The sequence below is a fragment of the Streptomyces sp. NPDC107528 genome (assembly GCF_055639295.1).
Genome location: NZ_JBVKAV010000007.1, coordinates 108,479 through 122,886, shown reverse-complemented (window position 1 = coordinate 122,886; position 14,408 = coordinate 108,479). Strand labels below are relative to the sequence as shown.

Annotated in this window: 12 protein-coding genes; 10 read left to right on the top strand and 2 right to left on the bottom strand. The window is 71.2% G+C overall.

The annotated features are described in order from the left end of the window. Positions 1 to 28 precede the first annotated feature (28 nt). From ACZ7L5_RS22935 to ACZ7L5_RS22900, 8 genes are all read left to right on the top strand, one after another. Positions 29 to 1,144, top strand: coding sequence for a quinone-dependent dihydroorotate dehydrogenase (locus ACZ7L5_RS22935; RefSeq protein ID WP_471518547.1), 1,116 nt, complete (start codon positions 29 to 31; stop codon positions 1,142 to 1,144). Beyond that, positions 1,141 to 1,986 carry an orotidine-5'-phosphate decarboxylase gene (gene pyrF / locus ACZ7L5_RS22930; RefSeq protein WP_383247261.1) on the top strand — a complete coding sequence of 282 codons (846 nt, stop codon included), beginning with the start codon at positions 1,141 to 1,143 and terminating at the stop codon, positions 1,984 to 1,986. The genes ACZ7L5_RS22935 and pyrF overlap by 4 nt, the downstream gene beginning before the upstream one ends. A 320-nt stretch (positions 1,987 to 2,306) precedes the next feature. Further along, entirely contained in the window at positions 2,307 to 2,630 is a 324-nt protein-coding gene (locus ACZ7L5_RS22925; protein WP_003977346.1) for an integration host factor, read from the top strand. Positions 2,631 to 2,688: 58 nt separating this feature from the next. Next, on the top strand, positions 2,689 to 3,246 hold the full coding sequence (gene gmk / locus ACZ7L5_RS22920; RefSeq protein ID WP_467483761.1) for a guanylate kinase: 558 nt from the start codon (positions 2,689 to 2,691) through the stop codon (positions 3,244 to 3,246). A 64-nt stretch (positions 3,247 to 3,310) separates the two neighbouring features. Further along, positions 3,311 to 3,583, top strand: coding sequence for a DNA-directed RNA polymerase subunit omega (gene rpoZ / locus ACZ7L5_RS22915; RefSeq protein ID WP_003988945.1), 273 nt, complete (start codon positions 3,311 to 3,313; stop codon positions 3,581 to 3,583). 107 nt (positions 3,584 to 3,690) lie between these two features. Then, on the top strand, positions 3,691 to 4,902 hold the full coding sequence (gene coaBC, locus ACZ7L5_RS22910; protein ID WP_471518831.1) for a bifunctional phosphopantothenoylcysteine decarboxylase/phosphopantothenate--cysteine ligase CoaBC: 1,212 nt from the start codon (positions 3,691 to 3,693) through the stop codon (positions 4,900 to 4,902). A 231-nt stretch (positions 4,903 to 5,133) separates the two neighbouring features. Next, complete coding sequence (gene metK, locus ACZ7L5_RS22905; protein ID WP_471518546.1) at positions 5,134 to 6,342, top strand: methionine adenosyltransferase; 1,209 nt, start codon at positions 5,134 to 5,136, stop codon at positions 6,340 to 6,342. 125 nt (positions 6,343 to 6,467) lie between these two features. Next, entirely contained in the window at positions 6,468 to 8,621 is a 2,154-nt protein-coding gene (locus tag ACZ7L5_RS22900; protein ID WP_471518545.1) for a primosomal protein N', read from the top strand. A 120-nt stretch (positions 8,622 to 8,741) separates the two neighbouring features. Here the strand turns inward: ACZ7L5_RS22900 and ACZ7L5_RS22895 are convergent, their stop codons facing one another. Beyond that, a complete protein-coding gene (locus ACZ7L5_RS22895) occupies positions 8,742 to 9,284 on the bottom strand; it encodes a hypothetical protein (protein ID WP_363041129.1) in 543 nt (180 codons plus the stop codon). A gap of 316 nt (positions 9,285 to 9,600) precedes the next feature. Between ACZ7L5_RS22895 and fmt the strand changes: the two genes are divergently transcribed. Both fmt and ACZ7L5_RS22885 read left to right on the top strand, forming a co-directional pair. Further along, entirely contained in the window at positions 9,601 to 10,533 is a 933-nt protein-coding gene (gene fmt / locus ACZ7L5_RS22890) for a methionyl-tRNA formyltransferase (RefSeq protein ID WP_471518544.1), read from the top strand. Positions 10,534 to 10,609: 76 nt separating this feature from the next. Then, positions 10,610 to 12,028: an RsmB/NOP family class I SAM-dependent RNA methyltransferase gene (locus tag ACZ7L5_RS22885; RefSeq protein WP_471518543.1), complete on the top strand. Its 1,419-nt coding sequence runs from the start codon at positions 10,610 to 10,612 to the stop codon at positions 12,026 to 12,028. Between the two features lie 144 nt (positions 12,029 to 12,172). On the opposite strand, the gene ACZ7L5_RS22880 is transcribed toward ACZ7L5_RS22885, so the two are convergent. Next, positions 12,173 to 14,332 (bottom strand): MMPL family transporter, encoded by a 2,160-nt coding sequence (locus ACZ7L5_RS22880; protein WP_471518542.1) that lies wholly within the window; start codon positions 14,330 to 14,332, stop codon positions 12,173 to 12,175. Between the last annotated feature and the right edge of the window lie 76 nt (positions 14,333 to 14,408).

The window sequence follows — 14,408 nt, the reverse complement described above, 5'->3', positions numbered from 1 at the left end:
ACGGTGTCCCCCTCTTCATGAGGACACCATGTACAAGATCTTCTTCAACCTCGTCTTCAAGCGAATGGACCCCGAGAAGGCCCACTACCTGGCCTTCCGTTGGATCCGTCTCGCCGTCCGCATCCCCGTACTGCGCACGTTCGTCGCCGCCGCGCTCGCGCCCCGCCACAAGGAACTGCGCACGGAGGCCTTCGGGCTGCGGATGCACGGCCCCTTCGGGCTCGCCGCCGGCTTCGACAAGAACGCGGTCGCCATCGACGGGATGTCGATGCTCGGCTTCGACCACATCGAGATCGGTACGGTCACCGGGGAGGCGCAGCCGGGCAACCCCAGACAGCGGCTGTTCCGCCTCGTGAAGGACCGGGCGCTGATCAACCGCATGGGCTTCAACAACGAGGGCTCGCTGGCAGTGGCCGCCCGCCTGGCCTCCCGTACGCCCGTCCTCAGGACCGTCGTGGGCGTCAACATCGGCAAGACCAAGGTCGTCCCGGAGGCGGAGGCCGCCGGTGACTACGTGAAGTCGACCGAGCGGCTGGCGCCGTACGCCGACTACCTGGTGGTCAACGTCTCCTCGCCCAACACGCCCGGGCTGCGCAACCTGCAGGCCACCGAGGCGCTGCGGCCCCTTCTGACCGCCGTCCGCGAGGCCGCCGACCGCACGGTGACCACCCGCCGGGTGCCGCTGCTGGTGAAGATCGCGCCGGACCTCGCCGACGAGGACGTGGATGCGGTCGCCGACCTGGCCGTCGAGCTCGGCCTGGACGGGATCATCGCCACGAACACCACCATTGCGCGCGACGGACTCGGTTTGAAATCCGAACTCGCGCTGGTGAACGAGACCGGCGGCCTCTCCGGCGCACCCCTGAAGGCGCGCTCCCTGGACGTGCTGCGGCGCCTCTACGCGCGTGTGGGCGACCGGATCACCCTCGTGGGCGTCGGGGGCATCGAGAACGCCGAGGACGCCTGGCAGCGGATCCTGGCGGGCGCCACGCTGGTCCAGGGATACAGCGCCTTCATCTACGAGGGGCCCTTCTGGGGCCGCGCCATCCACAAGGGACTCGCCGCCCGCCTCCGTACCAGCCCGTACGACACCCTCGCCGACGCCGTCGGCGCCGACGTCAGGAAGGCAAGGAAGACCGCATGAGTGCTCTGGAACCCTTTGGCGCACGCCTGCGCCGGGCCATGGACGAGCGTGGCCCCCTGTGCGTCGGCATCGACCCGCACGCCTCGCTGCTCGCCGAGTGGGGCCTGAACGACGACGTGGCCGGCCTGGAGCGGTTCAGCCGTACGGTCGTCGAGGCGATGGCCGACCGGGTCGCGGTGCTCAAGCCGCAGAGCGCGTTCTTCGAGCGTTTCGGCTCGCGTGGCATCGCCGTCCTGGAGAAGTCGGTCGAGGAGGCGCGGGACGCCGGCGCGCTGGTGCTGATGGACGCCAAGCGAGGCGACATCGGCTCGACCATGGCCGCGTACGCCGAGTCCTTCCTCCGCAAGGACTCCCCGCTGTTCTCCGACGCGCTGACCGTCTCGCCGTACCTCGGCTACGGCTCGCTCTCGCCGGCCGTCGCGCTGGCCCGGGAGAGCGGCACCGGCCTGTTCGTGCTCGCCCTGACCTCGAACCCGGAGGGCGGCGAGGTCCAGCACGCTGTCCGCGCGGACGGCCGCAACGTCGGCGCGACGATGCTGGCGCACCTGGCTGCCGAGAACACGGGGGAGGAGCCCATGGGCTCCTTCGGGGCGGTCGTCGGCGCCACGCTCGGTGACCTCTCGTCCTACGACCTCGACATCAACGGTCCGCTTCTCGCGCCCGGCATCGGTGCGCAGGGCGCCACGCCGGCGGATCTTCCTCGCGTCTTCGGGGCCGCGGCGCGCAATGTCGTCCCGAACGTCAGCCGGGGAGTGCTGCGGCACGGACCCGACGTCGTCGCGCTGCGTGATGCCGCGTCACGCTTCGCCGACGAGGTCACGGTCGCTGTGTCGGGTGTCTGACCGCCGTCAGGGGTGTTCGAGCCGCTCGCGCGGGTCCTCCGATGAGTGGCGCGGGCCGACTTGAGTCTGAATACATCCTCAAATCCGGGGCATTATGTCCTAAATGTCCGGCCTGACGGAGGCTGACCAGGACTTTTCCGCTGTTCTCGCTGACTCTGGCGGACTTGGCCGCTAGTCTCCGACGAGTGGGAGCACCTCCCACGCTCCCTAAAGCAGTGGGGGAGAACGGGCAGCGTGTTGCTCGTGCCTCCCCAGGTGTGGGGCGACTAGGTTCCTCACCGGTCCGTATCCGACAGTTCAACATCCGAGGTGACGTAGGCGTGGCTCTTCCGCCCCTTACCCCTGAACAGCGCGCAGCCGCGCTCGAAAAGGCCGCCGCGGCTCGCCGGGAGCGGGCCGAGGTCAAGAATCGACTCAAGCACTCCGGCGCCTCCCTTCACGAGGTCATCAAGCAGGGCCAGGAGAACGACGTCATCGGAAAGATGAAGGTCTCCGCCCTGCTCGAGTCCCTGCCCGGCGTGGGCAAGGTCCGCGCCAAGCAGATCATGGAGCGACTCGGCATCTCCGAGAGCCGCCGCGTGCGCGGCCTCGGCTCGAACCAGATCGCCTCCCTGGAGCGTGAGTTCGGCAGCACGGGCTCCTGATCCGGGCACTTGGGACCGGGAGTCCCGGGCACTCCGGGATTGCTGGAATAATCGCTGCATGACTGAACGTCCGCGGCTGACCGTGCTCTCCGGCCCCTCCGGGGTCGGCAAGAGCACGGTCGTCGCCCATATGCGCAAGGAACACCCCGAGGTCTGGCTCTCGGTGTCGGCGACGACCCGCAAGCCCCGCCCCGGCGAGCGGCATGGAGTCCACTACTTCTTCGTCACCGACGAAGAGATGGACAAGCTGATCGCCAACGGGGAGCTGCTGGAGTGGGCCGAGTTCGCCGGCAACCGCTACGGCACGCCGCGTGCGGCGGTGCTGGAGCGGCTGGAGGCGGGTGAGCCCGTTCTGCTGGAGATCGACCTCCAGGGCGCCCGGCAGGTCAGTGAGTCGATGGCCGATGCCCAGCTGGTGTTCCTGGCTCCCCCCTCCTGGGAGGAGCTCGTACGCAGACTCACCGGACGTGGCACCGAGCCGCCCGAGGTGATCGCACGCCGCCTGGACGCGGCGAAGATCGAGCTGGCGGCCGAGCCGGAGTTCGATGTGACCTTGGTCAACACCTCCGTCGAGGACGTGGCGCGTGAGCTGCTAGCCTTGGTGGACGTTGTGTGATCGTGACTGCTCGTTGAGAGTGATCACACCGACTGATTCTTTCCCATCCATCGGAAGGTAGAGCGTGTCCTCTTCCATCTCCGCGCCCGAGGGCATCATCAACCCGCCGATCGACGAGCTCCTCGAGGCCACCGACTCGAAGTACAGCCTCGTGATCTACGCGGCCAAGCGGGCCCGCCAGATCAACGCGTACTACTCGCAGCTCGGCGAGGGCCTCCTCGAGTACGTCGGTCCGCTCGTGGACACCCACGTCCACGAGAAGCCGCTGTCGATCGCCCTGCGCGAGATCAACGCGGGTCTGCTGACGTCCGAGGCCGTCGAGGGCCCGGCGCAGTAAGTAATATCTGCAGCTTGCAGAAGGCTTTTCCACAGGCCCGGCAGCGCGTCTGCCGGGCCTGTGGTGTGTCATGGATGTCGTACGTTTCCGAGGTCCGGGGAGAGACGGTGGACAAGCCGAAGGTCGTTCTGGGGGTCAGTGGCGGTATCGCGGCGTACAAGGCCTGCGAGCTGCTGCGCAGACTCACCGAGTCCGGACATGACGTCCGGGTCGTGCCGACCGCCTCGGCGCTGCACTTCGTCGGTGCCGCCACCTGGTCCGCCCTGTCCGGCAAGCCCGTCTCGACCGAGGTCTGGGACGACGTCCACGAGGTCCCGCACGTCCGCATCGGCCAGCAGGCCGACCTGGTGGTCGTCGCCCCGGCCACGGCCGACACGCTCGCGAAGGCCGCGCACGGCCTCGCCGACGACCTGCTGACCAACACCCTGCTCACCGCCCGCTGCCCGGTGGTCTTCGCCCCCGCCATGCACACCGAGATGTGGGAGCACGCGGCCACCCAGGAGAACGTGGCGACGCTGCGCCGGCGCGGCGCGATCGTCATCGAGCCCGCCGTCGGCCGCCTCACCGGCGTCGACACCGGCAAGGGCCGGCTGCCCGAGCCCGCGGAGATCTTCGAGGTCTGCCGCCGGGTGCTCGCGCGGGGCGTCACCGAGCCCGACCTCGCGGGACGGCACGTCGTCGTCAGCGCCGGCGGCACCCGCGAGCCCCTCGACCCGGTCCGCTTCCTCGGCAACCGCTCCTCCGGCAAGCAGGGCTACGCCCTCGCCCGCACCGCCGCCGCCCGGGGTGCCCGGGTGACGCTGATCGCCGCCAACACCGGGATGGCCGACCCGGCGGGCGTGGACGTCGTCCAGGTCGGCACGGCCATACAGCTGCGGGAAGCGGTCCTCAAGGCGTCCGCGGACGCCGACGCGGTCGTGATGGCGGCGGCGGTCGCGGACTTCCGTCCGGAGTCGTACGCCACCGGAAAGATCAAGAAGAAGGACGACCACGAGCCGGACCCCATCGTCCTGGTGCGGAATCCGGACATCCTCGCGGAGATCTCCACCGACCGCGCCCGCCCCGGCCAGGTGATCGTCGGCTTCGCCGCCGAGACGGACGACGTGCTGGCCAACGGCCGCAAGAAGCTGGAGCGCAAGGGGTGCGACCTCCTCGTGGTGAACGAGGTGGGCGAGCGCAAGACCTTCGGCTCCGAGGAGAACGAGGCGATCGTCCTCGGCGCCGACGGCAGCGAGACGCCCGTGCCGTACGGGCCCAAGGAAGCCCTGGCCGAAACCGTGTGGGACCTGGTGGCGCGTGGGTTGGGCGCACATGGTTGATGCGCTGCGGACTTCCCGTCGGCCGCACTCGATTCGGGTGTGGCGCCCCTGGCCAAGGGCACATGAGATTGGGCAGAATGCCCGTGCCGCAGGTCACAGCCCTCCCGAGAGGCGAGACAGGGGGTCCGTGGCCGGACGCGACAGATAAACTGTCCTCGGACGACGCCGGGCGCAGCCCCCGTCCCGTCCAACAATGATCAGCCAGCAGCCGCTGCAACCCCAGGGAGCGTTGTGTCCCGTCGCCTGTTCACCTCGGAGTCCGTGACCGAGGGTCACCCCGACAAGATCGCTGACCAGATCAGCGACACCATTCTCGACGCGCTTCTGCGCGAGGACCCGTCATCCCGGGTCGCTGTCGAAACCCTGATCACGACCGGTCTGGTGCACGTGGCCGGAGAGGTCACGACCAAGACGTACGCGGACATCGCGACGCTGGTCCGCAACAAGGTCCTCGAGATCGGCTACGACTCCTCGAAGAAGGGCTTCGACGGCGCCTCCTGCGGCATCTCGGTCTCGATCGGCTCGCAGTCGCCGGACATCGCGCAAGGCGTCGACACGGCTTACGAGTCCCGTGTCGAGGGCGACGAGGACGAGCTGGACCGCCAGGGCGCCGGCGACCAGGGCCTGATGTTCGGCTACGCGACGGACGAGACGCCCACGCTGATGCCGCTGCCCATCTTCCTGGCGCACCGCCTGTCCAAGCGCCTCTCCGAGGTCCGCAAGAACGGCACGATCCCCTACCTGCGCCCGGACGGCAAGACGCAGGTCACCATCGAGTACGACGGCGACAAGGCGGTCCGTCTGGACACCGTGGTCGTCTCCTCGCAGCACGCGAGCGACATCGACCTGGACTCCCTCCTCGCGCCCGACATCCGGGAGTTCGTGGTCGAGCCGGAGCTGAAGTCCCTGCTCGACGACGGCATCAAGCTCGACACCGAGAACTACCGCCTCCTGGTCAACCCCACCGGCCGCTTCGAGATCGGCGGCCCGATGGGTGACGCGGGTCTGACCGGCCGGAAGATCATCATCGACACCTACGGCGGCATGGCCCGCCACGGCGGCGGCGCGTTCTCCGGCAAGGACCCGTCCAAGGTGGACCGCTCGGCCGCGTACGCGATGCGCTGGGTCGCCAAGAACGTGGTGGCGGCCGGCCTGGCCTCGCGCTGCGAGGTGCAGGTGGCGTACGCGATCGGCAAGGCCGAGCCGGTCGGTCTCTTCGTCGAGACCTTCGGCACCGCCAAGGTCGAGACCGAGAAGATCGAGAAGGCCATCGACGTCGTCTTCGACCTGCGTCCGGCCGCGATCATCCGCGACCTGGACCTGCTCCGCCCGATCTACGCCCAGACCGCCGCGTACGGCCACTTCGGCCGTGAGCTGCCGGAGTTCACCTGGGAGCGGACGGACCGGGTGGAGGCGCTGCGCAAGGCAGTGGGTCTGTAAGGCCAGGCTCCACGGTTTGTTCGAGGCCCGGCGTCCCTGGTGGGGCGCCGGGCCTCGGTGTACCCGCGCTCGTGGGGGAACTCGGGCTCCGGCGGTTGTCAGTGGCGTTTGGTAGGAATGCAGGCGTGAGCAGCGAGAACGAGACCGATGGTGGCGGGGCCGAGGGGGCGTCGCCCGAGCAGCTCGCGCTCATCCGGGACAGTGTGCGCAAGGCCAAGGTCCCGCGGGCCAAGCCCCGGACCTGGCGGGGCGCCGCGCTGGCCAAGGAACTGCCCGTGGCGCGGGTGCTGGTCGACAAGGGCGTGCTGCACCTCGATCGGTACTTCGACTACGCCGTGCCGGAGGAGCTCGACGCCGAGGCGCAGCCCGGCGTGCGCGTCCGGGTGCGGTTCGGAGCCGGGCGGAACCGGGTGCGCGAGGGGCGGCGTGAGGGCGGGGGGCTCATCGACGGCTTCCTCGTCGAGCGGCTTGCCGAGTCGGACTACTCCGGGCCGCTGGCGGCGCTCGCGCAGGTCGTCTCGCCCGAGCGGGTGCTGAGCGAGGAACTGCTCGGGCTCGCGCGGGCCGTGGCAGACCGGTATGCCGGAGGGCTCGCCGATGTGCTGCAACTGGCTGTGCCGCCGCGCAGCGCGCGGGCCGAGCAGCGGCCGTCACCGGAGCCCCTCCCGGCGCCTGGCAGGCCCGAGACGGGGTCCTGGGAACGGTACGAGCGGGGGACCGCCTTCCTGGAGTCCCTGGCCTCCGGCGGCGCGCCGCGGGCCGTGTGGAACGCACTGCCCGGCCCCGAGTGGAGCGAGGAACTGGCCCGAGCGGTCGCGGCGACGCTCGCCTCCGGACGCGGGGCGCTCGTCGTGGTGCCGGACGGGCGAGCCGTTGCCCGGGTCGACGCTGCTCTGACCTCGCTGATGGGCGAGGGGCGGCATGCGGTGCTGACCGCCGATGCCGGGCCCGAGAAGCGGTACCGGGAGTGGCTGGCCGTACGGCGCGGGAGCGTGAGGGCGGTTGTGGGGACGCGCGCCGCCATGTTCGCGCCCGTGCAGGACCTTGGGCTGGTCGCCCTCTGGGACGACGGCGACGACAGCCACAGTGAGCAGCACGCCCCGCAGCCCCATGCGCGTGAAGTGCTGTTGCTCCGCGCCGCGCAGGACAAGTGCGGCTTCCTGTTGGGGAGTTGGAGCTGCACCGTCGAGGCCGCCCAGCTCGTGGAGAGCGGCTGGGCCCGGCCGTTGGTCGCCACCCGGGAACAGGTGCGCGGGGCGGCTCCCCTCGTACGGACCGTGGGGGACGGGGATCTCGCGCGGGACGAGGCCGCGCGAGCCGCTCGGCTGCCCACCCTGGCCTGGCAGGCGGTGCGGGAAGGGCTGCGGCACGGGCCGGTCCTCGTGCAGGTGCCGCGGCGCGGTTACGTGCCGCGGATGGCCTGCGCCAACTGCCGGGCTCCCGCCCGCTGTCGGCACTGTTCCGGGCCGCTGGAGGCACAGGGCTCCGGGGCGGAGCTGCGGTGTGGATGGTGCGGGCGTGACGAAGGGGGCTGGCACTGTCCGGAGTGCGGTGCGTTCCGGCTGCGGGCCCAGGTGGTGGGGGCGCGGCGGACCGCCGAGGAGCTGGGGCGGGCCTTTCCCGCTGTTCCGGTGCGGACCTCCGGGCGGGAGCACGTGCTGGACACCGTTCCGGGCACGCCCTCGCTCGTCGTGAGCACACCGGGCGCCGAGCCCGTCGCCGAGGGCGGGTATGCGGCGGCGCTGCTGCTGGACGGCTGGGCCATGCTCGGGCGTCCCGACCTGCGGGCGGGTGAGGACGCGCTGCGGCGGTGGATCGCAGCCGCTTCGCTGGTACGGCCACAGGGCGCCGGGGGAACCGTGGTCGTGGTCGCCGAGCCCACGCTGCGACCCGTGCAGGCGCTGGTGCGATGGGACCCCGTCGGGCATGCGGTGCGGGAACTCGGCGAGCGGTCCGAGCTGGGGTTTCCGCCGGTGTCCCGGATGGCTTCCGTGGCCGGGCCGCCCGAGGCGGTGGCCGAGTTTCTCCGTACGGTCGAACTACCGCCGGACGCCGAGGTGTTGGGCCCTGTGCCGGTGCCCGTCACGGCCGTGGGACGGCCGCGGCGCGTAGGGGGTCCGCCGCCCGGAGAGCAGTGGGACCGGGCGCTGATCCGGGTTCCGCCGGGAAGCGGGGCGGCGCTGGCGTCCGCGCTGAAGGCCGCTCAGGCGGCGCGGATGGCGCGGGGGGCCGGGGAGATCGCGGTGCGGGTTCGGATCGATCCGCCCGACATCGGATGACCTTCGTGCTGCCTGGTGCCTGCGGTGCCGGGCAGGGCTTGTGGAGGGTTCGGGCAGGTATGCCTCTGCCCTCCCGGGTGCGCATCGGGAGGGCAGAGCGAGGTGGGGGCAGTCGCGGAGTCAGCCGTTGCGAGGGCCGGGGAACACCGTGGGCCTGGCCTCGTCGCGCAGGCCGGGACTGCCTGCCGTCGGCTGCGTCGGCATGGAACGGGCCGCGGGGACCGTCGGCACCGGAGGAAGAGCGGTGGTGACGTTGACCGTCCGGCTGCCCGCAGGCTCGGTCGTCCGCTCGGCCTCGGCCGCCGCCTGGGTGGCTGCGCGGCGCGCGCCGTAGCGTCGGTGGACCGCCTGCTTGGTGACGCCGAGGGCGGAACCCACCGCGTCCCACGAGAAGCCGAGTGAGCGGTCGAAGTCCACGGCTGCCGTGACCAGGGTTTCGACACTGTCCCGCAGCTCCTGGGCGAGACGGACCGTCGGGGCGGGGGCGCGTCCGTAGACGACGAAGCCCGTGGAGGGGCCGGAGCGGCGCGGGCGGTAGACGTTGCCCAGTTGGGCGGTGAGCGTGCGCAGTGCGTCCACCTGCCGGCGGACCCGCTCGATGTCCCGCACCAGCAAGTGCAGGCTGGCCCGAGCCTGGGCGTCGTGGGTTGCGTGGTCGGCCATGAACAAGCCTCTCGAACCGGCGTTGAAAAGGAAGGGGCCGCGGATACGGCGGGTGCGGCCCGTTGTGGTCAACTCTTTCTTGACCAACGCGGGAGCGCTCCGCGGGTCACGCACTGGGGGCGTATGGGCATATGCCTACGCCCCTGGGTGGGGGTACGCGCCTTGATGTCCGGGCCTTCGGCCTCGGGTGCCTGCCCGTCCCCTCGGGCCCGTGGCGATTTCCTTCGTGGCGCTGCCGACGTGAGCCCTCCGCGCGCCCGCACATAGACTTGTGTGTTGCCCCAACCAACCCCGCCCGAGAGGCCCGTGCCCACCCATGAAGCTTGTCTTCGCCGGTACCCCCGAGGTCGCCGTTCCCGCTCTGGACGCTCTGATCGCCTCCGGGCGGCACGAGGTGGCAGCCGTCGTGACGCGGCCCGACGCGCACGCCGGGCGGGGACGCAGGATGGTGGCGAGCCCGGTGGCCGAGCGGGCCGAGGAGGCGGGCATCGAGGTGCTCAAGCCCGTCAGGCCGCGCGACCCCGAGTTCCTGGAGCGGCTCCGGGAGATCGCGCCCGACTGCTGCCCCGTCGTCGCCTACGGCGCCCTGCTGCCGCGCGTCGCCCTCGACATCCCGGCCCACGGCTGGGTCAACCTGCACTTCTCGCTGTTGCCCGCCTGGCGCGGGGCCGCGCCGGTACAGCACTCCATCATGGCCGGCGACGAGATCACCGGGGCCGCCACCTTCCTGATCGAGGAAGGGCTCGACTCCGGGCCCGTCTACGGCACCGTCACCGAGGAGATCCGGGCCACCGACACCAGCGGCGACCTGCTGACCCGGCTGGCCTTCGCGGGCTCCGGGCTGCTCGCGGCGACCATGGACGGCATCGAGGACGGCACGCTGAAGGCCGTACCGCAGCCTGCCGAAGGGGTCACCCTCGCCCCCAAGGTCAACGTCGAGGACGCCCACATCGACTGGGCCGCTCCCTCCCTGCGCGTCGACCGTGTCGTGCGCGGGTGCACCCCTGCCCCGGGTGCCTGGACCACCTTCCGCGGCGAGCGGCTCAAGCTCATCCAGGTGCAGCCGGTCCCGGGACGGGACGACCTCGCGCCCGGCGCGCTCTCCGTCGGCAAGAACAACGTGTACGTCGGGACCGGGTCGTACGCCGTCGAGCTGCTGTGGGTGCAGGCTCAGGGCAAGAAGCCGATGCGGGCCGCGGACTGGGCGCGGGGCGTGCGGATCGGGGACGGCGAGCGCGTCGGGGAGTGAGGGGCCCTGCGCCGGGCCGGGCGTGCGACGTAGGCTGGTCGGTACATCTCATCCAGCAATCCGGAGCACCTTTTTCGTGAGCGACACCACCCGTCGGCCCCGCAAACCCGGCAAGCCCTACCGACGGCCCAAGAAAGACCCCGTCCGCGTTCTCGCCTTCGAGGCACTGCGCGCCGTGGACGAGCGGGACGCGTACGCCAACCTCGTACTGCCGCCGCTGCTGCGGAAGGCGCGGGAGCAGGGCGACTTCGACGGGCGGGACGCCGCGCTCGCGACCGAGCTGGTGTACGGGACGCTGCGGCGGCAGGGGACCTACGACGCCGTGATCTCCGCGTGTGTGGACCGGCCGCTGCGTGAGGTCGACCCGCCCGTGCTCGATGTGCTCAGCCTGGGTGTGCATCAGCTGCTGGGGACGCGGATTCCCACCCATGCCGCGGTGTCGGCGTCCGTAGAGCTCGCTCGGGTCGTCCTCGGTGACGGGCGCGCGAAGTTCGTGAACGCCGTGCTGCGGAAGGTCGCGCAGGACGACCTCGACGGGTGGATCCAGCGCGTCGCGCCGCCGTACGACGACGATCCCGAGGAACACCTCGCCGTCGTGCACTCGCATCCGCGGTGGGTCGTCTCGGCGCTGTGGGACTCGCTCGGTGGCGGACGGGCCGGGATCGAGCGGTTGCTGGAGGCCGACAACGAGCGGCCCGAGGTGACGCTCGTCGCGCGGCCGGGGCGGGCCACGATTGAGGAACTCCTCGGCGAGGAGGCCGCGGTGCCGGGGCGGTGGTCGCCCTATGCCGTGCGGCTGGCCGAGGGCGGGGAGCCGGGGGCCATCGAAGCCGTGCGGGACGGTCGGGCGGGGGTGCAGGACGAGGGGTCCCAGCTGGTTGCGCTCGCCCTGGCGAACGCGCCGCTGGACGGGCCCGACGAGAAGTGGCTCGACGGGTGTGCCGGGCCCGGGGGCAAGGCGGCGCTGCTCGGGGCGTTGGCCGCCGAGCGGGGGGCCATGTTGCTTGCCTCCGAGAAGCAGCCGCACCGGGCGGGGCTCGTGGCCAAGGCGCTTGCCGGCAATCCGGGGCCGTATCAGGTCATCGCCGCCGACGGGACGCGGCCGGCCTGGCGGCCCGGGAGCTTTGACCGCGTGTTGGTGGATGTGCCGTGCACGGGGCTCGGGGCGTTGCGGCGGCGGCCGGAGGCGCGGTGGCGGCGGCGGCCGGAGGATCTGGAGGGGTTCGGGCCGCTGCAGCGGGAGTTGTTGCGGGCGGCGTTGGAGTCCGTGCGGGTGGGGGGTGTCGTCGGGTACGCCACGTGTTCGCCGCATCTCGCGGAGACTCGGGCTGTGGTGGACGACGTGCTGAAGCAGGGCGGTGTGGGGGAGCTGGTTGATGCGCGGCCCTTGCTGCCGGGGGTGCCGGAGCTGGGGGAGGGGCCTGATGTGCAGCTGTGGCCTCATCTGCATGGGACCGATGCGATGTATTTGGCGCTGATTCGGCGGGTGCGGTGATTTCGCCCCCGCCACCACCCCTGCCCTTCCCGTCCTTGAAAGGGCGCTGCCCCTTCGACCCGGACCTGGGGGCCGCCGCCCCCAGGCCCCCGCTGGCGGCCTGAACGGCCTCGTCCGCAAAGGCCGGACGGGCTGAGTTGCCCCTCAGCCCTCCTCCGGCTCCCGTACCGCCGGAGTTCCCCCGTCCTCCCGGGACAGGCGGTGTGGCCACCAGACCTTTGGGCCCACGTCCAGGAACAGGGACGTCACCAGGACCGAGCGGACGATGAGGGTGTCCAGGAGTACGCCCAGTGCCACTGCGAAGCCGATTTCGGCGAAGGCGACCATGGGGAGGGTGCCGAGGGCGGCGAAGGTGCCGGCGAGGACCAGGCCTGCCGAGGTGATGACCGCGCCTGTGGCGGCGAGGCCGGTGATCACGCCGGCGCGGGTGCCCTGGTGGGCTGCCTCCTCGCGGATGCGGGTGGTGAGGAAGATGTTGTAGTCGATGCCGAGCGCCACCAGGAAGACGAAGACGAACAGCGGGAAGTCGGTCGACTCCCCGGCGTAGTCGAAGATGTGGCGGAAGGCGAGCGCGCTGATGCCCAGGGCCGCCGCGAAGGACAGGATCACCGTGCCGATCAGCAGCAGCGGGGCGATCAGGGCGCGCAGCAGGGCGCAGAGGATCAGGAGCACGACCAGCAGGACCAGCGGGATGATCAGGATGTTGTCGTGCGTCGTCGCCTCGTCCATGTCCAGGAGGGCCGCCGTACCGCCGCCCACCTGGGCATCGGCGTCCGGCACCGCGTGGACGGCGTCGCGGACCCGTTCCACGGTCTGTTTCGCGGCCTCGCTGTCGGCGGGAGCGGTCATCGTCGCCTCGAAGAGGACCTTGCCTTCGAACGACGGTTTTGTGCCTGGTGGCAGGCCCAGTGAGGTGGGTACGACGCCCTGTGTCTCCGCTACCGCGCGGCCGACCTCCACGGCCTGGGCCCGGTTGCTGACGATGACCAGCGGGTCGCCGCTGCCGGCGGGGAAGTAGCGCGCGGAGACCTCCTGGCCGGTGATCGAGTCCGGCTTGTCGGTGAACGCGTCGGCGTTGCTCAGCCCCTCCGCGCGCAACTGGATCAGACCGAGGGAGCAGACGGCGAGAGCGATCGCCGTGACGACCCAGACCATGCGCGGGCGATGGGAGATACGGCGGCCCATGCGGGCCCAGATGCCTGTCTTGTCCGGGTTCTCGGTCCCCAGGTGCGGGATGACCGGCCAGAAGATCCAGCGGCCGAAGATGACCAGGAGCGCCGGGAACAGGGACATCATCGCGAGCAGGGCCACCGCCACGCCGATCGCGGCCACCGGACCCAGGCCTCTCGTGGAGTTCATCTCCGCCGCCAGCAGCACCAGCATGCTCAGCACGACGGTCGCGCCGGACGCGATCACGGCCGGGCCGGCGCGGTGCAGGGCAAGGGCCATCGCCTCGTGGCGGTCCTCGTGACGGCGCAGTTCCTCTCTGTAGCGGGCGACGAGCAGGAGCGCGTAGTCCGTGCCCGCGCCGAACACCAGGACCGTGAGGATGCCCGCGCTCTGGCCGTTGACGGTCAGGCCCGCGTGTTCCGCCAGGAGATAGATCAGGGCCTGCGCGGTGAACAGGGCGACGATCACGGCGATGAGGGGGACCACCAGCAGGGTGGGACTGCGGTAGGTGAGCAGGAGCATGACGATGACGACCACCATCGCCGAGAACAGCAGCGTGGAGTCGATGCCCTCGAAGGCCTCGGAGAAGTCCGCGGAAGTGCCGCCCGGGCCCGTGATGTGCACGGTCAGCCCGCCGCCGCCCTCGCCGACGACGTCCTTGATGGAGTCCACGGCGGGTGCGATGCGCTCCCAGCCCTGCTCGTCCATCGTGATCGGGACCTGGACCTGGGCCGCGCGCGGGTCCAGCTCGCGGTCGAAGACCGGGCCCCGGGTCTCGGCGCCGCGGATGCCGTGGTCGGTGAGCTGCTTGAGCTGCGCCACGTCCTCGGTGATCGCCGCGCGGTCCTGTGCCGTCAGGCCGCCGTCGCGGGCGTAGATGACGACCGCGGGGATCTGCTCAGGCCTGAAGTCCTCGGAGATCTCAAGGACTTGGGTGGATTCGGCGGACCCCGGAAGCCATGAGGCGGCGTCGTTGTCCTGCGCGTCGGTCAGCTTCTGCGCGAACGGTGCCGTCAGGAACAGCACCGCCAGCCACAGAATGAGCACCACCCACTTGGCGCGCCGCCCGCACACCAGGTGGGCGACGCCCCGCTGTCCCGAAGGGGACTGCCCCTTCTCCTGGGTCTGAGTCATGGCCACCCCCGCAGCTCTCCGTGGAGCCGGTCGGCCGCCCAGCATGGCACGCACGAACCGGACACAACATCCGATG